Raw genomic sequence first — 21,419 nt, 5'->3', positions numbered from 1 at the left:
TATACGTTTCGTTAGCAATTCTTCATGAATAATAGTACGTTTACAGAGAAAAATCAACCACTTTCCAAAAAGTTTCATGTAAAAATTTTTTCATGTGGGTACATCCCCTTGGCAACGGGGATTCTTACCTTTTAAACGGGGGCAATGGCGATGGCTGACTTTCCAAAAATAAATAGAGAAACCACTACGTTCCACCTGCACCTTCTATCCAAGGTGATAGATCTGGCTAAATACCCGGTGATCCGGCTGGTAATCGAAAATAATATTTCCCGGGAGGAATATGAGGAACTATTCCAACTGCTGGAGGAATTGGACGAAAAATATGCTTCCCAGAAAAAGGAGGGCCTGCTGGACTATTCTTCTTTGCTTGTTCATTTTGTCGGTATGCTGAATGAAAAATTGGAGCCGCATGAAACAATTCGGGCATTAAAAAAAGAAGGATATTATCCTTCTTTACTGAGTGAATTCGTTTACATCATGCAGCGTGAAAATTTGGAAAGGAGGAGATGGTAGAAAGCAGATCATTCCTGCTTCATCTCCCGGAACAATTCTTCCACCTGTTCATGGAACTGGATGATGTTATCCAGATAATCGTTCAATTTTTCCATTTCTTTCGAAGTATTCCCCTCGATCTCTTGTATATCTCCTTCAATAGCTGCTAGTGCATCTTTTTGGTGGGTGGTCGCGACCAGCCATTTATTTAGATAAGAATTCATAAATGATTTGAATAATTGCGAGTTAGCCTGATAAAGATCCTTCCTTATTCCTTTTTTCCATACGCGTGTAACAAGATTCATATCTGCTAGAGTGCGAATACTCGTACTCATGGAAGTTTTGCTTTTACCGATCGCATCGCTCATTTCATCCAAGGTCATGGGCTCATTCACTAGGTAAAGGCAGGCGAATAAACGTGCCTCTACAGGGGTCAAGCCGAACATTTCCAAGGTTTTTGAGAATTCGGTGATAATTCTATAGGTAATTTCTTCACTTGTCTTGACAATCATATAATCCCCCTATACCACTGCTCTTCACTAAGGTTAACTTAATTTCAGCCTGATTTGAAATTACTGGTTGCCTAGCAAATTAAAGCAATTGGCAGGATATAGGAGCATGTAGTCTATATAATCCGTACAGAATAAACTGTACGTAAAAAACATACTAAATTAAAAGAATTTAAGGTTTGAACGGTATGGGTTGTTTAAGATATAGTGTTATAGTAACTGAATGACGTTCGGTACCTGTGAAACAGTTAAGTTTGCTGCAGGCATCCATATGCTTCAACGGTAAATGACAGTTTCATAGATTTTGCATGGAGAATTAATGCGCAGAAAGTCCCGGGTCTATATGCATAGCAAAAAGACAATTGATAGGAAGAAGGAAGAGGTGAAGGTTTTGCCTGTAATAGAAGTAAAGGATTTAACCAAAGTTTTTGGTAAGAATCCAAAGAATGCCCTCAAACTTTTGGATGAAGGGAAAAACAAAGAGGAAATCCTGAAAGAGACAGGAAATACAGTAGGTGTCAATCGTGCTTCCTTTTCTGTGGAAGCAGGGGAAATATTCGTCATCATGGGTCTGTCCGGGAGTGGTAAATCTACCTTGGTCCGACTGCTCAATCGGCTGATCGAACCGACCCAGGGAAATATCCTGGTCGATGGAGAAGATTTATCTACCATGGATAAACAGTCCCTCAGAAAAGTACGCAGGGAAAAAATGAGTATGGTATTTCAGAAGTTCGCTTTATTCCCTCATCGTACTATTCTAGAAAATGCAGAATTCGGACTGGAAGTGCAAGACGTACCGAAGGAAGAAAGAAAGAAAAAAGCAAGAGAAGCGCTGGAAATGGTTGGCTTAGGAAGCTTTATCAATCAGAAACCAGGACAATTGTCGGGTGGTATGCAGCAACGTGTTGGTCTGGCCCGAGCTCTTGCAAATGATCCGGAAGTACTATTGATGGACGAGGCGTTTTCCGCCCTTGACCCATTGATTCGTAAAGATATGCAGGATGAGTTGATTGACTTGCAATCCACCATGAAGAAGACAATCATTTTCATTACCCACGATCTCGATGAAGCCTTGAGGATCGGTGACCGGATTGCGTTGATGAAGGATGGTTCCATCGTACAAATCGGTACACCAGAGGAAATCTTGGTTAATCCTGCGAATGATTATGTAGAGAGATTCGTAGAGGATGTGGACCGTTCCAAGGTATTGACGGCCGAAAATATCATGAAGCGCCCGGAGACGGTCAACATTGATAAACATGGACCACGTGTAGCGCTGGAGCGGATGCGTGAAGAAGGTCTGTCCAGTATGTATGTAGTCGACAGCAAACGTACTCTCAAAGGATATATCACAGCTGACGATGCATCGGAAGCAAGGAAAAAAGAAATCGGAGATCTCCGGCAAATCCTGAAAAACGACATACCGAAAGTGGACAGGGATACACCAATGAATGAAATCTTTGATATGATACATGATTCCCCGATTCCCATTGCTGTCGTAGATGACGGCAAACTGGCGGGCATCATCGTTCGTGGTGCTGTAATTGCTGCACTTGCTGGAGAGGGCGAGGTGAACATTGGAAATGAATAATTTATTAGGGTTTATACCACAAATACCAGTAGCAGAGGCGACGGAAGCGGCGACCGACTGGATAACGGATGTCTTCGCCTTTCTATTTGACCCGATCAAGGAACATTTCGGGAGCTTCATGGAGTTTATTTCGGAAAACGTATTGATGGCGATTCCGCCGTTTGTCTTTATTTTGATTGTGGCAGTACTTGCCTTTTTCATTGCCGGCAAGAAATTCGGATTGGCTGCCTTTTCAATCGTTGGATTATGGTTCATCTATAACCAAGGTTATTGGGAAGAGTTGATGAACACCATTACCTTGGTATTGTTGGCAAGTCTGTTGTCGGTCATTATCGGGGTGCCGATCGGTATCTTGATGTCCAAAAGCAAAGTGGCCGAGGCAATTCTTACCCCAGTGCTCGACTTCATGCAGACGATGCCGGCATTCGTCTATTTGATCCCAGCTGTTGCGTTCTTCGGTATCGGCATGGTGCCAGGGGTATTCGCTTCCTTGATATTCGCCACACCACCGACTGTAAGATTCACCAATTTGGGAATCCGGCAAGTTTCTAGTGAACTGGTAGAAGCTTCCGATGCCTTCGGAAGTACAGGCTCACAAAAACTGTTCAAAGTGGAACTTCCGATGGCCAAAGCCACCATTATGGCAGGAATCAACCAGACTGTGATGCTGTCCTTGTCCATGGTTGTAATTGCCTCCATGATCGGTGCGCCTGGCCTTGGAAGAGAAGTGCTATCTGCCCTGCAACGGGCGCAAGTCGGGACAGGTTTCGTCGCTGGTATCGGCATCGTGATCCTTGCGATCATCATCGATCGTATGACCCAGAACCTGAACCGCAATAAAGCATAGAATCAATCAGAAAGCTGGTATCTTTTCGAAAAGAAAAGTCTCCATATAATATTAAACGAAAAAGGGGAGTTTTAGGATGTTGGAATTTAACTGGAAACGTCTTGGATTAGCTGCAGGTTTGTCACTATCATTGGTAGCTGCCGGTTGTGGCGCTGACGATTCTTCGGATAATGGATCAGAAGAATCTACGGAAGGATCATCTGTGGAAGGTCAGGAAATTGAACTGGCATATGTGGAGTGGGACACAGAGGTAGCTTCCACTCATGTGGTTGCAAAAGTACTGGAAGATATTGGTTATGACGTTACGACTACACCGCTGGACAATACGGTCATGTGGGAATCAGTTGCAACTGGAGAATCTGATGGTATGGTTGCAGCATGGCTGCCTGCTACCCATGGAAGCCAGTATGAGCAGTACTCAGACCAAGTAGTAGAATTGGGACCTAACCTGGAAGGTGCAAAAATCGGCATGGTTGTTCCTGAATACATGGATGTTAACTCTATTGCAGATCTGGAAGACCAAGCAGGTCAAACCATTACAGGTATCGAGCCTGGTGCTGGTGTTGTGGCTGCTTCCGAACAGGCTTTGGAAGACTATAATCTTGAAGACTGGGAAGTACAACCTTCTTCCAGTGGTGCCATGGCAACTGCATTGGGTGAAGCTGTAGAAAACGAAGAAGAGATTGTAGTTACTGGCTGGTCTCCGCATTGGAAGTTCGCTGCCTATGATCTGAAGTACTTGGAAGATCCTGAAGAATCATTCGGTGGGGCGGAAACAATCGAAACAATGGTACGCCAAGGACTTGAGGAAGATGCTCCAGAAGCTTACCAAGTATTGGACAACTTCTCCTGGGAGTCTTCAGATATCGAAGAAGTAATGCTTGAAATCCATGAAGGTGCTGATCCTGAAGAAGCAGCAGCAACATGGGTAGAAGAGAACCAGGACAAAGTTTCTGAGTGGACAGAAGGAATTGAATAATTGATAGAAAAAGCTGCTGCCTTTGAAGTAGCAGCTTTTTTTATGATGTTGCAAAGTGATGACTAAAGAGGGGATGGCGTGGGTAAGAAAACCCTGTGAAAGAGGGGGAATCGCCATGGTGTCACTTCTTGTCGTTTTTTTCACAACCGGAGCATGAAAAAAGGGTGCCGACTGTGCGTGCACCCTTTACATCTTAAGCTTTCACTTGTTGATCCTTCACCTTATCCTCCAGATCTTTCAAGCTTGTTTCAATCTGTTCCAAATATTGCTGAATATTTTCTTGATGGGGTTCTACCGTGTTCCTCCATTCCGTAATGGAATGCTTCATTTCTTCGGTAAGCTCCCTGATCATCACTGCCCCTTCTTTGGAGGTCTGGGCTAGCTGATCTTTCAGGCGCCGTCCATCTTGACTGAGGCTGTACAGGAAGTCTCTCACTCCATACCCTTGTTCTTTCACCCGGCTGCGCATTTCCCTGCCGGATGAAGGAGTGCTCAACAGCGTTACAGCAGCACTGACGCCACCTCCGATCACGAGTCCCAGGAGTACTGATTTTCCACTTGTCATAAGCCTACGCTCCTTTCCATGCCTTGTTATGTATTTTCCTCTATCTACCATGCAGCAAAACATCATAATGACTCCATGGATGTTTCAAAAAAATCCTCTGACAGACGATATGCCAGAGGATTTTCTTTTAAATATTCTGTGTGGCTGTAATTGGCTGGGACCTCTTGAAAATTCCCTGTACAATCGGATAGAGAATGACCATGAGGATCGTGTTCACAGCGGCGGCCGGCAATACTACTGCCAAGAACAAGGCTAAAAATCCGCCTTCCATCATCCCAAGGATGAACAGAGCGACACTCAGGAAAATAGATCCGCTGATCATCGTCCCCACAGCCGTCAACACAGGTGCACTGACCGTGTTGGGAAAGTGCTTCTGGACAAGAAGGAACATTCCCAGAAAAACCATAGCAGTGATCGGCTTATCAATGATATTCGCAATCTGTCCCCCAGGGGCGGAAGTGGTCAAAGCGGAAATGATTCCTGTCGCAATAGATAATATCAGTACATATTTCGGCTTAGGGAACAGAATGATTCCCAAAAACATCATGGACAGCAACATATCCGGTTTTACACCGAATAACACCGGTGGAACAACTGCATGCAGAACTGTGCCAATACCAACCAACAGTGACAAAATAACTAAAATCCTTGTATTCATCTGTAACTCTCCTCTTCTCAGCTTTTCTCAGCTAAATATAGTAGAAATCCCTCAGCTGTACACTCCTGTCAACTGCAGAAACTTCTCCTTCATTATAGCAAATTAACTTATAAATAAAAAGTACTAAATTTTTAGACAAAAGGGGCAGTTATTGCTCCACCTGCTGACTGATTTCTTTAGCTATTTCTTGAAGATCCTCGGAAGTATATTCATCTGTATGTACAGTCCAGTTGGAGGAATACCCGTCACCATCTCCATACCGTGGAATCAAGTGAATATGCAGATGGAAGACAGACTGGTCAGCTGGCTTTTCATTGTTGTTCAAAAGGTTCATGCCAATCGGCTGATAGGTCTCTTTGATTGCATTGGCAATCTTGGGAACTCTGGCAAAAAGCTCACTGGCAATTTCAGGAGATGTCTCATAAATGTTTTTGGTATGTGTTTTCGGTATGATCAGTGTGTGGCCTTTTGTCACCTGGCTGATATCCAGGAAAGCATACACATGCTCATCTTCATATACTTTGGCTGAAGGAATTTCCCCATCTAAGATTTTACAGAAAATACAATCCTCATGACTCATTGGCTAGACCCACTCCTTAGGTTTATTTATTATGACTATTGTATATAGGAATCGGGTGGAATGTAAAGCACCACTGCCAACGCTAGTGAAGGAGAGGATTGTAAAAAAGTTACAGGCATGATCCGCTTTGCGGACCATGCCTGCTTTAAGAAGGACAAGGGAAGCCGTCTGACGATCCAACCAGTTACACAGTAAGCAAATCCGTTATAGGGACGGCGGCTTAAAACCTTTTTGTCAGCATCCCATTTCCCTGGGATGGATTCTGGCAAAAGGGTTTAGCTTCATTGGAAGATCGGTCGGAATTACCACATTGCCGAATTACCACATTGCGCTTTGCGTACAGCTAAATTAGTGTATCGATCGCTGACACCTCATTTGTGTGTGTACTTTCGTACCTCGTTCGATTACTAAATAGCTTTATTCAGCGGTTGCACGGTGGGTCATCCCCCGTCCTTCATTAGCTATTTTGTGCGGACATGGATGTTTTATGTACATGAATGTAAAATTTTTTGTCGTCATATGGAGCACAGTTTGCTTTGGTTTCCGAATCATTAAATGGTAAAATTCCAGTAAGTGATGATTTAGGAGGAAACAATGTGCAACCTTTACTGCATATAGATAATCTGCACGGGGGATATACCCATAAAAATGTACTGCACGGCATTTCATTCGATATATATCCTAAGGAAATTGTCGGTCTGATCGGTTTGAACGGCGCGGGTAAAAGTACGACCATTAAACATATCATCGGGTTGATGCATGCAAAAAAAGGTTCGGTCTCTGTTAATGGACAGACTTTCCAGGAGAACCCATCATCCTATCGGAACCAGATGGCCTATATTCCGGAGATGCCGATTCTTTATGATGAACTGACCCTCTATGAACACCTCCGATTGACGGCAATGGCTTATGATATACCGGAGAAGGTGTTTGAACAGCGACTGGACCCTCTTCTTAAGGAATTCCGTATGGAAAAGAGGCTCAATTGGTTCCCCGTCCATTTTTCCAAAGGGATGCGGCAGAAAGTGATGATCATGTGCGCCTTTCTCATTGAGCCGCCACTTTATATTGTTGATGAGCCCTTTGTAGGCCTCGACCCGCTCGGCATTCAGTCTTATTTGCAGCTCATGGATAATATGAAGGAAAATGGCTCAGGGGTGTTGATGTCGACCCATATTCTCGCAACAGCCGAGAAGTATTGTGACCGCTTTGTGATCCTTCATGAAGGAGAAATCAGGGCAATGGGCGCATTGGAGGAACTGCAGGAAGAATTCAACATGCCTGAGGCCACCCTGGATGATCTATACGTCCAGTTGACAAAGGAAGATAATCATGTTTAATGCGCGCGAGCTGTTCAGGGAACGGTTGAGCGAGTATGTGAAAGAGACGAGCCGTTATTTGCGCTACATATTCAATGGCCACCTCATGATCACCATGTTCTTTTTCATTTCCGTTCTGGCTTATTATTATCAAGGATGGCTCACCCAGCTTCCGAATGATTTCCCGGCGGCGCTGGTCATCGGTCTTGGGTTCGGGTTGATTGCGAGTTACAGTCCTGTCCGTACACTGCTTCAGGAGCCTGATCTGGTCTTTCTGATTCCTGCCGAACATAAAATGGGTCCGTATTTCAGGAATTCATTGATCTACAGTTTCATGATCCAGTTGTACCTGGTCTTTCTCGTAGCGGCTGCTCTTGGGCCGCTTTATTTTGCCGCCTATCCGGAGCGCACAGGGAAAATGTATCTGTTGACCGTGCTGGTCCTGCTGATATTCAAGCTTTGGAATCTGTTTGCCAATTGGTGGATGCAGAAGGTGAGAGAACCAGGGATGAGAAAGGCTGACGCAGCGGCACGTACATTCCTGGGAATAGCCGTTTTCTATTTTGCCGTAAATGGGGACATGCTGTGGGCAGGCATTACGACGGTCGTGTATATAATTGTCTTTTTATATGATTACATGGTAGCAAGGCAGCAGCCTGGCATTCATTGGGAATTATTAGTGGAAAAAGACAGAAATCGGATGCAGGCCTTTTACCGCATTGCCAATATGTTCGCCGATGTTCCCCATTTGAAAAATCGGGTGAAAAAGCGCCAATGGCTGGTAAATCTGGTAAGCAACGTGCCTTTTGCCAGAAGACATACCTTTGACTATCTGTATCGGATTACCTTTGTCAGAAGTGGAGACTACCTTGGAATGTATGTCCGACTGGTGATTATCGGCGGGTTGTTCATCTATTTGATCCCAAATCTCTGGCTGCAAGTACTGTTCGCGCTCCTGTTTTTGTATTTGAGCTGCTTCCAGATGATGGCACTGTATCAGCATCACCGGACCATGATGTGGCTGGATATCTATCCAGTGGAAGTGGAGCTGCGCCGTCAAGCAGTGGTCAAACTTCTTTATCAACTGACACTTGGACAAGTGATTTTATTTTCCCTGCTATTTCTAGCTCAGCAGGAATACACCGGGTTTGTCCTGACGTTAGTTGGGGGAGGGCTGTTTACGTATTTGTTCATGAATGGATACGTGAAAAAGAAGATAACTGCATGAGGCTGGAAAATGAATATGCAAACTGCTTTGTAATTCGTAAGAGTGCTTCACACACCACTGCGGAAATTCCACTACGCTTTCCGGGGGTGACCCGTGAGCCTCCTCGAACGGTCGTTCTCCGGGGTCTCACTCCGGTCACGGTTCCCGCAGGAGTCTCCGTGGATTTCCTCCGCTGGTTGGGTGCTTGCAACCTTTTTATTTAGCAATGTGTCTTTGTACTAGCAAGAGACTATATGGTGAATCGCCTCACAATAATGAGTAAATATAATCAAGCAGAGGCAGAATGCGTAGACTCCTGTGGGAACAGCACGAGTCTGAAGGCCCCACAGGAAGCGTTTTTTGCTTCCGAGGAGACTGAAGCCGTGCCCACGGAAAGCGAAGCGTTCTGCCGAAGCGGTGGCAGTTCATAATCATTATGGGAAATGTAGCAGGAGAGAGTATAAATCATACACTCCTCTGTGGAAACAATCCCATACCCGTGGAGGAATGCGTAGACTCCTTTGGGAACAGCGCGGGACTCATACACTAACTAAAAACCTGAAAATAACACCCAACTTAGGTAGATGGCGCAGGGGTAACAAAAAAGGAGCTCTTGTCGAGAGCTCCTTCTGTTATTATTTTTCCTGATAGGCAAAGTAGGCAGAAATCAACGTTTTAGCGGCAATCGGCAGGGACCGTTCGTCCAGGTCGAACATCGGATGATGGTGAGGGTAAACATTCCCTTCCTTGGCCGCACCTGTAAAGAAGAAAGCACCTGGTTTTTCCATCGTATAATAAGCGAAATCCTCGCCAGCCATCACAGGAGCTACTTCTTCCGTTTTTGTGACACCTTCCACTTTTTCTCCTGCTTCCAGCACTAGGCGTGCTTCCGATTCATTGTTGATCAGCGGAGGGTATCCTTTCACATAATCAAAGTCATAGGAAGCATCATTGCTGATGCAGACTCCTTTTATAATTTTTTCCATTTCCTCGATGACTGTTTCCTGTACCTCCTCGCTGAAGTGCCGCACCGTTCCAACCAATTTGGCTTGGTCGGCGATCACATTGAAGGCCGTTCCAGCTTCGAAGACACCGACTGTTACAACTGCTGTATCCAACGGGTCAAGTCGTCTGCTGGTAATCTGCTGCAGCTGGGAGATAACATCCGAACCGATGACAATAGCATCCTTCGTCTCATGCGGATATCCTCCATGGCCGCCTTTTCCCTGAATGGTGATTGTGAACCGATCGGTACCAGCCATGAAGGCATCCATGGTTGTCTGCAGGACACCGACTGGAGTGGTGGCCCATAGATGAGTGCCGAATACGGCTTCCACGTGGTCGATCGCTCCTGACTCAATAATCGGTTTCGCCCCACCAGGTGCATATTCTTCTGCATGCTGATGAAGGAACTCAATCGTACCGGGAAGCTCCTCCTGGTATTGTTTCATCACCTTGGCAAGGGAAAGGAGTACAGAAGTATGTCCATCATGCCCGCATGCATGCATCACACCAGGAACTTTGGATTTGTATGGAACATCTTTTTCGTCCTCGATGGGAAGACCATCAAAATCCGCTCGCAATGCAATAGTTTTGCCCGGCTTACCGCCTTTTAATGTAGCAATTACTCCATTTCCGCCAACCTTTGTTTTATAGGGAATACCCAATTCCTCATAAAAATCTGCAATATATTGTGCTGTTTTTGTTTCTTCGAAAGATAACTCTGGATACTGATGGAGATGGCGGCGGATTTCCACCATGTCCTCATATGCCAGATCCAATGCTTTATGTATATCATTCAACACCTAGAAGACCTCCTTACTCGTTATTCAACAATTATAACATTTACGTCAAATTCCTAGGGACGTCTAATGACCGGTAGATCGAGGTAGACAGTAATCTTTGTGCTCTGCTCCGATTAGAATAGTAAAATATAAAAAAGCACCCTGTCTGGGTGCTTTTGCATGCTTAGGATAATCTTGGATCAGATAACAGGCGCTCTACTTCTTCTTTATGATGTGTTTCATCAGCTATCAAGTCTTCCAACTTTACGACGAGTTCAGTGTAACCAAGCTTTTCTGCTTGCTGTTTACGTGTCTCGTAACGTTCAATGGTATCTTTCTCTGCTTCCAATGTAGCCTGCAGCAGTTCTTTTACTTCAGTAGGCTGCGGTACTTCCGCTGATCTGGTTGTCGGCGTTCCACCAAGTGATTTGATCTTCTCAGACAGATACAATGCATGTCCTAGTTCATCGTTGATTTCTGATTCAAAAAACGGTTTCAGTGAAGAACGGTACAATCCGGATACTACAGAAGCGCTATACGTATACTGGATAGCAGCTCCATATTCATGTGCGAGGTCTTCGTTAAGTCCGTCAATCAATTGTTTGAGTTCTTGTTCCATTATTGGATCCCTGCCTTTTATATTTTTTAGTAATTCTACTTATTCATTTCCCGGCTAGGTTTTTTTGAAACATCCTATAGGGTATGTATGTAAGGAAAAGGAGAGTTGTGATAATGTATAAAAGAAACTATATATTCCTGTTACTATTGTCCGTGCTTTTGATCTTTACAGGGATTTGGATTGTCAAGATAATGACGGGGACTTTACCCTATGTCGATCAATGGACCAGAGGTTTTGTTGGTGTGGTGGATGATACAGCAGCCTATACTTTTTTTCGCTGGATGACAGAGCTTGGTTCTGGGACCTTTCTGACACCGCTCACCATTATAATGGGGATTGTTATTTGGCGATGGTACAGGCATTGGGTGCCTGCAGTCATTTTTGCGGGGGGTACATTCACTTCGCATCTACTGAATCTGCTGATCAAGAACGTGGTGGATAGACAAAGGCCGAGTCTCCTCCCATCAGCAGAGGCGGTTGGGCATAGCTTCCCGTCCGGCCATGCGATGATCCCGATGGTATGCTACGGTCTGCTCGCCTATTATCTGGGCAAAAAAATTGATTCATCCAGGGTGGTTTTCGTCATGCAGTTAACTTTCGCCCTATTGGTATTCTTGATCGGTATCAGCCGCTACTTCCTCAATGTCCACTATTTGACAGATGTGGTGGCAGGATTTTTCGTCGGGTTTCTCTGGCTCATGGGGTGTGCTTCTCTTGACCGGTGGATGTTCCGTCGTTCGCAGGGGGCGGAGGAATAGATTCGCAAGCCAATGTTTTTATTTTCCTCGGGAAGGTCTGTATAATGTTAATGTAATGGAAAAAGAAAGGATTTTCTGCCATGGGTGAGTCTAAGGATAAGGTAACAGAAAACCTGTTGTTCTTTATATGGGGAATATCGGTTGTGGCAACAGCAGGAAGTTTGTTCTACTCAGAGGTGATGGGCTATACGCCATGCATGCTGTGCTGGGTACAACGGATCTTCATGTACCCACTGATTCTCATATATGGAACAGCCATTTGGAAGAGGGATACCATGATTGCCCTTCCCGGACTCATGCTGAGCGGAATCGGGATGCTGGTATCCATCTATCATTATCTGGTACAGAATCTTCCCGCACTGCAGGAGGCGGGTGAAGGCTGCGGTCCTGTCGCATGCAATTTGAAATACGTGAATTATTTCGGTTTTGTAACCATTCCTTTTTTGGCAGGAACAGCATTTATCTTGATATTTTTTGCGCATGTAATGATTTTAAAACAGCAGAAGGAGAAGTAAGCCATGCGAAATAAAATGCTCCTATTCGCCGGGGTGATCGTCCTATTATTTATCGCCCTTTATTTTGTGACGAATTATCAGAACAACCAGGCCGTGGATCAAAGCGGCAATCCTTATGGAAAGGAAGATTTGGATCAGGCTACCATTGATCAGCTAGATGATCCCCTCTACCAAAACCAGATCCGTCCCGAGGAATTGAGCGAACGGATTGAGAGTGGAGAGCCGACAACGGTTTATTTCTACAGCCCGACCTGTGTCTACTGCCAGCAGACCACTCCTGTTCTAGTACCGCTCACTGAGGATATGGATGTAGAGATGGTCAAGCTGAATCTGCTCGAATTCGAAGACCAGTGGGGGACCTATGGAATTGAAGCGACACCTACCTTGGTTCACTTTGAAGATGGGGAAGAGGTCAATCGCATCACCGGTGCCCATCCTGAGGAAAATTTCCGTGCCTTTCTGGATGAAGTCGTTCTGAAGGAATAGCAAAAAGCTAACCAGTCCCGCTGGTTAGCTTTTTTACTGGCTTATTGGTCATCGTTTCCTTCTTCATCGTCCTCTTTTTTCATATGGTAGGAGGTGATGAAGGGACGGTCGGCAAAATAGGCAGGTGGCTTGGAATCCTGGTTCTTATGGGCGTTCTTGAATTGCTCGGAGTTCTTCCAATTCTCGAAATCCTCTTTGGACCTCCATTGGGTCATCACTACGTAGGTTTTATCCTTCAGCGGTCTGAGGAATCGGAAAGCCTGGAAGCCAGGCATACTGTCGACTCCATGCTGGCGCTGTTTGAAGCGCTGTTCAAAGGAATCCCGGCTATCCTCTAGAACAGGGATATTATTCATCACTACATAACCCTCATCCTGTATTTCCCCGTTTTGACTGATCACTTCGTATTCCTTTCCTGAGGCAAATACATTTTTACGTTGATTTTCATAATATGCGAGTGTCCCTGTACCCTGTCCCATTAAATACAGGCCTAAGTCTGGATGCTTATCCACTAGTTTTTCGAGAAAATCCCTGGTACCGAGCGTCATATATGCTTTCATGGCCAAACTCTCCTTTCTTATCTTCTATTGCCATATTACCCTATTCTCTTAACAGCAAGTCAAGTGCAACCAAATTAAAATGATTATTAACTGATAGGAAATATTATCACTTTCCGGTTGCGGAAAATTGTCGTATAATGGAAGAGTAAATGTGTAGAGGTGAACAAATGTTTAAAAAAGATAAGAAAGAAGATGCCCGGCCGCGCTCCATTGTCTGGAAGGTGAAATGGTCTCTGATTGCCCTCGTACTTCTGATCGTTGTGGGACTTCTCGGTTATGGCGGTGTTTTGCTGGGTGGGAAAATGGTTGTAGGTGATGCTGACTTGGTGCTCGATGCAGCAACCACGATAGAAACGGCTGACGGGAAGGTGATACAGGAAATTTACCAGGAAAACAGGGATCCTGTTACCTTGAATGAAATACCTTCCCATGTCCAACAAGCATTCCTTGCTGTGGAGGACAGGCGTTTTTATGAGCATGCAGGAATTGATCTGAAATCGCTCATCCGTGCAGTGTACAAGAATATCCTGGCCATGGGGAAGGTGGAGGGTGGCAGTACCATCACCCAGCAGCTGGCAAAGAATCTTTTTCTCTATAATGACAAAACATGGTCAAGGAAAGCAAAAGAAGCAATGGCGGCGATTTACTTGGAACAGCAGTTGGCCAAGGATGAAATTCTCGAACTGTATATGAATGAGATCTATTTTGGGGAAGGCATCTATGGAATCGAAAAAGCTGCAGCCTTCTATTTCTCCAAATCAGCTGAAGAGTTGACCATCACGGAGGGGGCGCTGCTTGCCGGAATGGCTAAGGCACCGAACGGCTACTCCCCGATTACGTATCCGGAGAAAGCGTTGAACCGTAGAAATACCGTGCTCCTGACCATGGAGGATGCCGGCATTATCTCCGAGGAGCAACTGGCCGAAGAACAGGAAAAAGATCTGGGAATGGATGTTTCGGAACGACAAGCCTCTCCATGGGTGGACAGTTATGTTGATCTGGTGATGAGAGAGGCAGCAGGACGGTATGAGTTGCCCATTAATGAATTGAAACGTGGCGGTTACCGATTGGTCGTCAATCTGGATGAAGAAGCCCAGAGAATTGCTTATGAAAATTTTCAAGAAGGAGCCTATTTCCCGGGGAACACGGAAGGGGAAGAAGGAGCTTTCATCATGATGGAACAGGAAACAGGGAGGGTGACAGCTGCAATTGGCGGCAGAGATTATCAACTGGGTGATCTGAACCGCACGGCGGTGACCAGACAGCCGGGATCTGTGATGAAGCCAACAGCCGTGTACGGGCCTGCCCTTATGCAGAAGGAGAAATACACTCCCTATACCCTTGTACTTGACCAGCCAATGGAAGGTTATACCGTATCCAATGTGGATGATCAATACAGCGGGGCCGTCTCCATATTTGAGGCAATAAAACAGTCCAAGAACACTTCTGCTGTCTGGCTTCTCGATCAGATCGGCATTGATTACGCAAAAGGCTATTTGGAAAAGATGGATATAAGACTGGAGGATGACAATGGCCTTGCCATAGCGTTAGGTGGTCTCAGTGAAGGGTTGACACCGCAGACGGTCATGGAAAGCTACGCCGTTTTTGCGCGAGGTGGTGAGTTCATCGACTCCTATACTATTGAGGAAATTTATGACCGTCATGGAGAGCTCGTTCATGAGGCAGCACCTGAAACAGCGGAAGTATTCAGCACCCAGGTGGCTTGGAATATGACTGAAATGTTGATAGAAACCGTTGAAAGCGGGACAGCTTCTGCAGGAGAGTATACGAAAGAACTTGCGGGAAAGACCGGTTCCACCCAACACCCATTTGTACCAGGAGAAACCAATGATGCTTGGTTTGCAGGATATACGCCGGACTACACGGTTGCTCTCTGGATGGGCTATGATAAGGTGGATGAAGAACATTATTTGACGGAAGGGAGCTCTTATCCAACGAAATTGGCAAAGAAAATCTTAACGGAGATCGACCAACAGAAGCCGTTTGCCGAGTCGTTTGAAAAGCCTGTGTCTGCTGAGCCTCTTCCTGAACCAATAAAGCTTCCACAAATCACCGGTCTTCAAGGAAGTGTTTCTTTTGGGGGCTATTCCCTGATGGAGGGGAAGCTGACCTGGACAGGGTCGGCGGATGAACGGGTCCACTACCGGGTCTACCGCGAGAAAGAAGGGATCGATGAACGGGTCGGTGAAGTGGAAGGAAAGACAGAATTCTACGTTGACGGGATGGATGTCCTGCGTGCTTACCGTTACTATGTAGTCCCATACAATCCGTTGACGAAGCTGGAAGGAGAAAGGTCGGAAACCATCAGTTTCCGCAATTAATTTTAGACAAAATGATGACAATCGACCCATTGTCCTATACAGGATGTAGGCAAATGTATATAGTTAACAATGGTAAGAAGTCGGAAAAAGGGTGAAAAACATGGCAAAACAGATAAATGATACAATACTGCGTGCATTCAGAGGAGAATCGGTGGACTATACGCCTGCCTGGTTCATGCGTCAGGCGGGCAGGTCCCAACCGGAGTACAGGGAACTGAAAGAAAAATATTCACTGTTTGAAATAACCCATCAGCCTGAGTTGTGTGCCTATGTGACACGTCTGCCGGTGGAGAATTATGGAGTGGATGCAGCTATCCTCTATAAGGATATCATGTCTCCCCTGCCTTCTCTTGGGGTGGATGTAGAGATTAAATCGGGTGTGGGTCCGGTGATACATAACCCGATCAGAAACTTCCATGATGTAGAAAAACTTGGCACCATACATCCAGAGTCTGACGTGCCATATGTACTTGACACGATCCGCCTGCTGACCGAGGAACAGCTGGAGGTTCCGTTGATCGGCTTCAGTGGCGCGCCATTTACCTTGGCAAGCTATATGATTGAGGGGGGCCCTTCGAAAAACTATAGTAAAACCAAGGCATTCATGTACCGGGAGCCGGAGGCATGGTTTGCATTGATGGACAAGCTTGCCGATATGACCATCACGTATGTCGAAGCACAAATCAAGGCAGGGGCAAGAGCAATTCAAATATTCGATTCCTGGGTGGGAGCATTGAATGCAGCCGATTACCGTTTGTATATCAAGCCAGCCATGACCCGTATATTCTCTGAACTCAAGCAGCAAGAGGTTCCACTGATCATCTTCGGAGTAGGAGCAGGACATCTGCTGAACGAATGGAACGACCTCCCTGTTGATGTCATTGGACTCGATTGGCGTACGTCGATTCCTGAGGCAAGAGCCATGGGGGTTACGAAGGTGCTTCAGGGAAATCTGGATCCAGCCATCCTGGTTACTGACTGGGAGACAATAGAAAAGCGTACGAAAGACATTCTGGATGCTGGAATGATTGATGGGAGGCATGTGTTCAATCTCGGGCACGGCGTTACCCCAGACATCCAGCCGGCGACATTGAAAAAGCTTACGGAACTGATTCATACCTACACCAATAGATAAGTAGACTAGAATTTATACAGAAGAGGTGCTGAAAATGGCAAAGAAACAAATGGGATTACTCGTTATGGCTTACGGAACTCCATACAAGGAAGAGGATATTGAACGTTATTACACACATATCCGTCATGGAAGAAAGCCATCAGAGGAAGCATTGCAGGATTTGAAAGACCGATACAAGGCAATCGGCGGCATTTCTCCTTTGGCAAAAATAACGGAGCAGCAGGCCCATGCATTGGAAGCTAATCTGAATGAAGCGCAGGATGAATATGAATATAAAGCATATATCGGTCTCAAACATATTGAGCCTTTCATAGAAGATGCGGTAGAGGAGATGGCCAAAGACGGCATTACGGAGGCAGTATCCCTTGTGCTGGCCCCTCATTATTCCACTTTCAGCGTGAAATCCTATAATTCCAGGGCCAATGAGGAAGCTGCCAAGCATGGCATCACCATCCGCTCAGTGGAAAGCTGGTATGCTGCAGACGGATTCATTAAATTCTGGGCGGATGGCATCAAGAAAATCTATGCTGATATGCCGCAGGAAGAGCGTGATAAAGCAGTGTTGATCGTGTCTGCACACAGTCTACCTGAAAAGATTCTTCAAAACGGTGACCCATACCCGGATCAGTTGAAAGAAACAGCCGATCTGATTGCAAAGGAAGCAGGCATCAAAAACTATGAACTGGGCTGGCAAAGTGAAGGGAACACCCCGGACCCATGGCTTGGACCTGATGTACAGGATCTTACCCGTGATTTGTATGAACAGAAAGGCTACCGCTCCTTTGTATATTCTCCTGTAGGCTTCATTGCCGATCATCTGGAAGTTCTTTATGACAATGATTATGAATGCAAAGTCGTTTGTGATGAGCTGGGAGCCAAATATCATCGTCCAGAGATGCCGAACGTCCATCCGCAGTTCATCGATACATTGGCCAAGGTCGTTCTGGACAAAACGGGGGAAGTGTAATGGAGCGAAAGAGAATCGCTATAGTCGGCGGAGGAATTACCGGTCTTTCTGCGGCCTATTACCTCCAAAAGGAAATCAACGATAAAAAACTTCCATATGAAATAAAGCTGATCGAGTCTGGCAACCGTCTCGGTGGGAAAATAAAGACGCTCAAGCAGAACGGGTTCACGATCGAACAGGGGCCGGATTCACTGCTTGCCAGGAAGCAGCCTGCCTTGAAGTTGACGAAGGAGCTTGGTTTAGAGGAGCGGGTCATTCATAATGGCACAGGGCAGTCTTTCATGCTCATGAAGCGTAAGCTTTACCAAATGCCTAAAGAGGCCTTTATGGGCATTCCGAAAACAGCCAAATCCATCCGTTCAACCAAATTGATTTCAACTACAGGGAAATTGCGGGCGATGATGGAACCATTTATTCCAAAAGGGAAGAAAGATGGCGATCAGTCCCTTGGTGAATTTTTCCGCCGTCGTTTCGGGGATGAACTGCTGGTGAATCAGGTAGATTCATTGCTCTCCGGCATCCACTCCGGCGATATCGATCGGATGAGCCTGAAAGCTACATATCCGATGTTCCATAAGCTGGAACAGGAATATGGCAGTGTGATGAAAGGACTTCGTAAGACGATGCCATCTCCGAAGAAAAATGCCAGCAGCAAACCAGCAAGTGTCTTTTTCTCCTATGAAGGCGGCTTGGGAACACTTGTAGAGCGCTTAGAGGAAGAGCTGGAAGAAGACAATGTGCAGTTGAACACCTCTGTGGACCACATCGAGAAGAAGGAAAATGGTTATCATTTGCTGTTAAGCGACGGAACCGTCTATAAAGCGGATGCTGTCATCTCCACGACTCCGCATTCAGCCGTACCCCGGATGTTCAGCCAGTATGATTTCTTCAAGGTGTTCAATCATGTACCTTCCGTATCTACGGCAAATGTCGTTCTGGCATTTGACCAGTCGGCGTTGAAGAAAGATATCGATGGAACCGGCTTTCTCGTATCGAGAAACAGTGATTATCGGATTACTGCCTGTACATGGACACATAAAAAATGGCCGAACACCGCACCGGAAGGGAAAGCCCTTTTGCGCTGCTATGTCGGCCGTCCCGGGGATGAAGAGATCGTGGACCTTTCCGACGATGAAATTACAGATATTGTGTTGAAAGATTTAAGGAAAGTGATGAAGATCAAAGGGAAACCGGAATTCACGGTGATCACGAGGTGGAAAAATGGTCGGCCACAATACCATGTCGGCCATGTGGAACGTCTTGCCGAAGTACGTGCGAATATGGAGAGCCATCTTCCAGGAGTTTACCTTGCAGGCGCTTCCTATGAAGGCGGCGGCATTCCTGATTGCATCGAGCAAGGGGAACAAGCTGTAACAAATGTACTGGAGTTCCTGAAATAATTGTTGTTATGTAAATATTAAATTCAACAAAAACAAAGCATACCAATCAACATGGATTGGTATGCTTTGTTGTGTCTATACCATAGCCCCATCTGTGCATTCCTGTGGGACCTGCACGTGACGGCAGCACGGGCAGGAAATCAGCCGGAGCTCAGTTTTATCGATAGCTTTCCTCCAGCTGATCTACAAGGGAGCCGACATAGGCAACGGCTTCTTTAATGGCATCGGTGTTGGACATGTCAACGCCTGCTTGTCTTGCCAGGTCGAGCGGTTTCTTGGTCCCGCCCGCTTTCAGGACATCCAACCAGCGGTCGACGGCGGGCTTTCCTTCTTCCCTGACCTTCTTGGTCATCGCTGTAGAGATAGTCAATCCGGCAGAATAGGTGTAAGGATACAATCCCATATAATAATGCGGCTGGCGCATCCATGTCAGGCCTGCTCCTTCATCCAAGGTTACTGCATCGCCCCAGAAGTTTTCCAAGGCTTCTTGTTTTTGCTGTGATAATACAGCTGCAGTCAATGGTGTTCCTTTTTCCGCCAGGTCATATACCCTTCGTTGGAATTCACCCTCAAGCAGATGGGTGACAAAGTTGTGGTAGTAGGTTCCCAATAATTGAGTGATTACCCAGCGTTTCATCCGCCGATCATTCGTCTTGGTGAGGAGGTGGTCGGCAAGCAGCAGTTCGTTCATCGTGGATGGAGCTTCGATAAAGTAGGTGGAAGCCCTTGTGTTGAGCAAGGTCTGATTCTGGCCGGCAAGATAAAAGTGTCCGGCATGTCCAAGCTCATGTGCCAGTACGAATGCTCCGCGCATGGTGTCTGTCCAAGTAATCAATATATATGGATGTACTCCATAGGGACTGGAACAGAAAGCTCCGGTTGCTTTCCCTATATTGTCGGAGCGGTCTACCCAGCGCTCATTGATTCCTCGTTTCATGATATCGAGATATTCCGGTCCCATAACCTCCAATGCCTCTGTAATCGTGGCGGCAGCTTCCTCATACGTAGTCTTCGGATTGAATTCAGGATCCAGCGGTGCTTTCAGGTCTGGAATCCGCATCTCATCCAATCCCAATTTCTCCTGCTTCAACTTTGCAAAACGCCGCATGTGCGGTGCTAATTCCTTCTGGATGACGTCCAGCTGATTATGGTACATCTCCTTTGTTACTTGCTGGGGATGAAGCAGCATGTCCGTGACAGAATCATAGCCGCGCAGCCGGGCCATTGTCACTTCTTTTGACACCTCTGTTGCATAGGTAGCGGCGAAGGTATGCTTATATTGATTCAGTGTCTTAATGAAAGAGTCATAGGCATTCCGGCGCTCCGTCGTGTCTGGAGTGAACTCATAGCGGTCCTCATAGAGGGCTGCCGACATCGGCTGTTCGTTTCCATTTTCGTCGGTGATCGAATCGAAGACCATGTCCGATGATTTGCTGCGTTGGTAGATTGTATACGGAGCGTTATGTACTTCACTCAAGGCTGCTAAAGTTTCTTCAATGGCTGGTGCAAGTGAGTAGGGTCTTTCTTCCGCAATATCCTCGAGCACTTTTCGGTAGGTTTCTAATTTTGGCTGCTTGGTAAGATACTCTTCCATCGTTTCCTTTGAAAGTTCGAGAAGTTCAGAGCGAATGAAGGAAAGCTTGGAACCGATTTCCGCCATAGCTGCACCGACTAAGGCAGAGTCCCGCTGGTTGTCGGGGTCTGAACCATCCGCATTGGCACGAAGGTTGGCATGGGTCGCCACGCGGATGACGCGTTGTTCGAATTTCTCTTGTGCCTGCAGAGCCTCAAGAAGCGTGTTTGCATCAGCTGTCAGCTTTCCTTTATATGTCGTCACATGGGTAACGTCTTCCTGGATCGCCTGCAATTCCTTTTCCCATTCCTCCTGATTGGAAAAGAGATCAGTCAAATCCCACGTCTCTTCCTTTGGTATCTCATTGCGCGTCTTTCTCCCAGTAGTAGATGACATGCAAAAACCCCTTTCTACGTCATTTCGATACGCTAATTATTATAATATAAAAGAAAATAGAACGGTAATATTTTCTGAATAGCCAGGATTCCCATAGACAACAGTCTGTAATGAGTCCATAAAAATACGGCAGCCAA

Annotated in this window: 21 protein-coding genes; 13 read left to right on the top strand and 8 right to left on the bottom strand. The window is 46.0% G+C overall.

Annotated elements, in window-relative coordinates:
* The first annotated feature begins 150 nt into the window (after window positions 1-150).
* Window positions 151-513, top strand: coding sequence for a DUF1878 family protein (locus ACFOGI_RS10540; protein WP_390272143.1), 363 nt, complete (start codon window positions 151-153; stop codon window positions 511-513).
* 8 nt (window positions 514-521) lie between these two features.
* Here ACFOGI_RS10540 and ACFOGI_RS10535 read toward each other — a convergent pair whose 3' ends face one another.
* Window positions 522-1,004 (bottom strand): GbsR/MarR family transcriptional regulator, encoded by a 483-nt coding sequence (locus ACFOGI_RS10535; RefSeq protein WP_390272141.1) that lies wholly within the window; start codon window positions 1,002-1,004, stop codon window positions 522-524.
* Window positions 1,005-1,392: 388 nt separating this feature from the next.
* On the opposite strand from ACFOGI_RS10535, the gene ACFOGI_RS10530 reads away from it, so the two are divergent.
* From ACFOGI_RS10530 to ACFOGI_RS10520, 3 genes are all read left to right on the top strand, one after another.
* Window positions 1,393-2,592, top strand: coding sequence for a quaternary amine ABC transporter ATP-binding protein (locus ACFOGI_RS10530; protein ID WP_390272186.1), 1,200 nt, complete (start codon window positions 1,393-1,395; stop codon window positions 2,590-2,592).
* Window positions 2,585-3,439, top strand: coding sequence for an ABC transporter permease (locus ACFOGI_RS10525; protein WP_390272139.1), 855 nt, complete (start codon window positions 2,585-2,587; stop codon window positions 3,437-3,439). Before ACFOGI_RS10530 ends, ACFOGI_RS10525 begins: the two co-directional genes overlap by 8 nt.
* A 76-nt stretch (window positions 3,440-3,515) precedes the next feature.
* Entirely contained in the window at window positions 3,516-4,418 is a 903-nt protein-coding gene (locus ACFOGI_RS10520; protein ID WP_390272138.1) for a glycine betaine ABC transporter substrate-binding protein, read from the top strand.
* 193 nt (window positions 4,419-4,611) lie between these two features.
* Here the strand turns inward: ACFOGI_RS10520 and ACFOGI_RS10515 are convergent, their stop codons facing one another.
* The 3 genes from ACFOGI_RS10515 to ACFOGI_RS10505 form a co-directional block, all read right to left on the bottom strand.
* Window positions 4,612-4,983, bottom strand: a complete 372-nt coding sequence (locus ACFOGI_RS10515; protein ID WP_390272136.1) for a YtxH domain-containing protein — start codon at window positions 4,981-4,983, stop codon at window positions 4,612-4,614.
* 127 nt (window positions 4,984-5,110) lie between these two features.
* Window positions 5,111-5,641: a tryptophan transporter gene (locus ACFOGI_RS10510; protein ID WP_390272134.1), complete on the bottom strand. Its 531-nt coding sequence runs from the start codon at window positions 5,639-5,641 to the stop codon at window positions 5,111-5,113.
* Window positions 5,642-5,789: 148 nt separating this feature from the next.
* Window positions 5,790-6,221 (bottom strand): HIT family protein, encoded by a 432-nt coding sequence (locus tag ACFOGI_RS10505; RefSeq protein ID WP_390272132.1) that lies wholly within the window; start codon window positions 6,219-6,221, stop codon window positions 5,790-5,792.
* A 596-nt stretch (window positions 6,222-6,817) separates the two neighbouring features.
* Here ACFOGI_RS10505 and ACFOGI_RS10500 point away from each other — a divergent pair.
* Window positions 6,818-7,561 (top strand): ABC transporter ATP-binding protein, encoded by a 744-nt coding sequence (locus ACFOGI_RS10500; protein WP_390272131.1) that lies wholly within the window; start codon window positions 6,818-6,820, stop codon window positions 7,559-7,561.
* A complete protein-coding gene (locus ACFOGI_RS10495; RefSeq protein WP_390272129.1) occupies window positions 7,554-8,768 on the top strand; it encodes an ABC transporter permease in 1,215 nt (404 codons plus the stop codon). Before ACFOGI_RS10500 ends, ACFOGI_RS10495 begins: the two co-directional genes overlap by 8 nt.
* A 614-nt stretch (window positions 8,769-9,382) precedes the next feature.
* Here the strand turns inward: ACFOGI_RS10495 and ACFOGI_RS10490 are convergent.
* Together ACFOGI_RS10490 and ACFOGI_RS10485 are read right to left on the bottom strand one after the other, a co-directional pair.
* Complete coding sequence (locus ACFOGI_RS10490) at window positions 9,383-10,552, bottom strand: M20 metallopeptidase family protein (protein WP_390272127.1); 1,170 nt, start codon at window positions 10,550-10,552, stop codon at window positions 9,383-9,385.
* A 163-nt stretch (window positions 10,553-10,715) separates the two neighbouring features.
* Window positions 10,716-11,150 (bottom strand): ferritin-like domain-containing protein, encoded by a 435-nt coding sequence (locus ACFOGI_RS10485; protein WP_390272124.1) that lies wholly within the window; start codon window positions 11,148-11,150, stop codon window positions 10,716-10,718.
* Between the two features lie 113 nt (window positions 11,151-11,263).
* Here ACFOGI_RS10485 and ACFOGI_RS10480 point away from each other — a divergent pair, with 113 nt between their 5' ends.
* The 3 genes from ACFOGI_RS10480 to ACFOGI_RS10470 all read left to right on the top strand — a co-directional run bounded on the left by ACFOGI_RS10480 (window position 11,264) and on the right by ACFOGI_RS10470 (window position 12,909).
* On the top strand, window positions 11,264-11,908 hold the full coding sequence (locus ACFOGI_RS10480) for a phosphatase PAP2 family protein (protein ID WP_390272122.1): 645 nt from the start codon (window positions 11,264-11,266) through the stop codon (window positions 11,906-11,908).
* A gap of 80 nt (window positions 11,909-11,988) precedes the next feature.
* The gene (locus ACFOGI_RS10475) at window positions 11,989-12,423 is read left to right on the top strand and encodes a disulfide oxidoreductase (protein WP_390272120.1); all 435 of its coding nucleotides are present in this window, start codon (window positions 11,989-11,991) and stop codon (window positions 12,421-12,423) included.
* Between the two features lie 3 nt (window positions 12,424-12,426).
* Window positions 12,427-12,909 (top strand): thioredoxin family protein, encoded by a 483-nt coding sequence (locus ACFOGI_RS10470; RefSeq protein WP_390272118.1) that lies wholly within the window; start codon window positions 12,427-12,429, stop codon window positions 12,907-12,909.
* Window positions 12,910-12,950: 41 nt separating this feature from the next.
* Here ACFOGI_RS10470 and ACFOGI_RS10465 read toward each other — a convergent pair whose 3' ends face one another.
* Window positions 12,951-13,469: an antibiotic biosynthesis monooxygenase family protein gene (locus ACFOGI_RS10465; RefSeq protein WP_390272116.1), complete on the bottom strand. Its 519-nt coding sequence runs from the start codon at window positions 13,467-13,469 to the stop codon at window positions 12,951-12,953.
* A gap of 167 nt (window positions 13,470-13,636) precedes the next feature.
* On the opposite strand from ACFOGI_RS10465, the gene ACFOGI_RS10460 reads away from it, so the two are divergent.
* The 4 genes from ACFOGI_RS10460 to hemY all read left to right on the top strand — a co-directional run bounded on the left by ACFOGI_RS10460 (window position 13,637) and on the right by hemY (window position 19,313).
* Window positions 13,637-15,811, top strand: coding sequence for a transglycosylase domain-containing protein (locus ACFOGI_RS10460; RefSeq protein WP_390272114.1), 2,175 nt, complete (start codon window positions 13,637-13,639; stop codon window positions 15,809-15,811).
* Window positions 15,812-15,911: 100 nt separating this feature from the next.
* The gene (hemE, locus tag ACFOGI_RS10455) at window positions 15,912-16,946 is read left to right on the top strand and encodes a uroporphyrinogen decarboxylase (RefSeq protein WP_390272112.1); all 1,035 of its coding nucleotides are present in this window, start codon (window positions 15,912-15,914) and stop codon (window positions 16,944-16,946) included.
* 34 nt (window positions 16,947-16,980) lie between these two features.
* Window positions 16,981-17,913 carry a ferrochelatase gene (gene hemH, locus ACFOGI_RS10450; RefSeq protein ID WP_390272110.1) on the top strand — a complete coding sequence of 311 codons (933 nt, stop codon included), beginning with the start codon at window positions 16,981-16,983 and terminating at the stop codon, window positions 17,911-17,913.
* Window positions 17,913-19,313: a protoporphyrinogen oxidase gene (gene hemY / locus ACFOGI_RS10445; protein ID WP_390272108.1), complete on the top strand. Its 1,401-nt coding sequence runs from the start codon at window positions 17,913-17,915 to the stop codon at window positions 19,311-19,313. The genes hemH and hemY overlap by 1 nt, the downstream gene beginning before the upstream one ends.
* A 157-nt stretch (window positions 19,314-19,470) precedes the next feature.
* Here hemY and pepF read toward each other — a convergent pair whose 3' ends face one another.
* Window positions 19,471-21,282, bottom strand: a complete 1,812-nt coding sequence (gene pepF, locus ACFOGI_RS10440) for an oligoendopeptidase F (protein ID WP_390272106.1) — start codon at window positions 21,280-21,282, stop codon at window positions 19,471-19,473.
* Window positions 21,283-21,419 lie beyond the last annotated feature (137 nt).

Origin of the sequence: Virgibacillus xinjiangensis, from assembly GCF_042643145.1 — a bacterium.
Lineage (GTDB): Bacteria > Bacillota > Bacilli > Bacillales > Amphibacillaceae > Virgibacillus_O > Virgibacillus_O xinjiangensis.
Note: the sequence above shows the minus strand (reverse complement) of the source record. Positions and strands in the feature narration are given on the sequence as shown.

What these genes read in the sequence shown, in the direction of transcription:
- ACFOGI_RS10540 (WP_390272143.1), top strand. Translation starts at nt 151, where the DNA reads ATGGCTGACTTTCCAAAAATAAATAGAGAAACCACTACGTTCCACCTG.
- ACFOGI_RS10535 (WP_390272141.1), bottom strand. Translation starts at nt 1,004, where the DNA reads ATGATTGTCAAGACAAGTGAAGAAATTACCTATAGAATTATCACCGAA.
- ACFOGI_RS10525 (WP_390272139.1), top strand. Translation starts at nt 2,585, where the DNA reads ATGAATAATTTATTAGGGTTTATACCACAAATACCAGTAGCAGAGGCG.
- ACFOGI_RS10520 (WP_390272138.1), top strand. Translation starts at nt 3,516, where the DNA reads ATGTTGGAATTTAACTGGAAACGTCTTGGATTAGCTGCAGGTTTGTCA.
- ACFOGI_RS10515 (WP_390272136.1), bottom strand. Translation starts at nt 4,983, where the DNA reads ATGACAAGTGGAAAATCAGTACTCCTGGGACTCGTGATCGGAGGTGGC.
- ACFOGI_RS10510 (WP_390272134.1), bottom strand. Translation starts at nt 5,641, where the DNA reads ATGAATACAAGGATTTTAGTTATTTTGTCACTGTTGGTTGGTATTGGC.
- ACFOGI_RS10505 (WP_390272132.1), bottom strand. Translation starts at nt 6,221, where the DNA reads ATGAGTCATGAGGATTGTATTTTCTGTAAAATCTTAGATGGGGAAATT.
- ACFOGI_RS10495 (WP_390272129.1), top strand. Translation starts at nt 7,554, where the DNA reads ATGTTTAATGCGCGCGAGCTGTTCAGGGAACGGTTGAGCGAGTATGTG.
- ACFOGI_RS10485 (WP_390272124.1), bottom strand. Translation starts at nt 11,150, where the DNA reads ATGGAACAAGAACTCAAACAATTGATTGACGGACTTAACGAAGACCTC.
- ACFOGI_RS10480 (WP_390272122.1), top strand. Translation starts at nt 11,264, where the DNA reads ATGTATAAAAGAAACTATATATTCCTGTTACTATTGTCCGTGCTTTTG.
- ACFOGI_RS10475 (WP_390272120.1), top strand. Translation starts at nt 11,989, where the DNA reads ATGGGTGAGTCTAAGGATAAGGTAACAGAAAACCTGTTGTTCTTTATA.
- ACFOGI_RS10470 (WP_390272118.1), top strand. Translation starts at nt 12,427, where the DNA reads ATGCGAAATAAAATGCTCCTATTCGCCGGGGTGATCGTCCTATTATTT.
- ACFOGI_RS10465 (WP_390272116.1), bottom strand. Translation starts at nt 13,469, where the DNA reads ATGAAAGCATATATGACGCTCGGTACCAGGGATTTTCTCGAAAAACTA.
- ACFOGI_RS10460 (WP_390272114.1), top strand. Translation starts at nt 13,637, where the DNA reads ATGTTTAAAAAAGATAAGAAAGAAGATGCCCGGCCGCGCTCCATTGTC.
- hemE (WP_390272112.1), top strand. Translation starts at nt 15,912, where the DNA reads ATGGCAAAACAGATAAATGATACAATACTGCGTGCATTCAGAGGAGAA.
- hemH (WP_390272110.1), top strand. Translation starts at nt 16,981, where the DNA reads ATGGCAAAGAAACAAATGGGATTACTCGTTATGGCTTACGGAACTCCA.
- hemY (WP_390272108.1), top strand. Translation starts at nt 17,913, where the DNA reads ATGGAGCGAAAGAGAATCGCTATAGTCGGCGGAGGAATTACCGGTCTT.
- pepF (WP_390272106.1), bottom strand. Translation starts at nt 21,282, where the DNA reads ATGTCATCTACTACTGGGAGAAAGACGCGCAATGAGATACCAAAGGAA.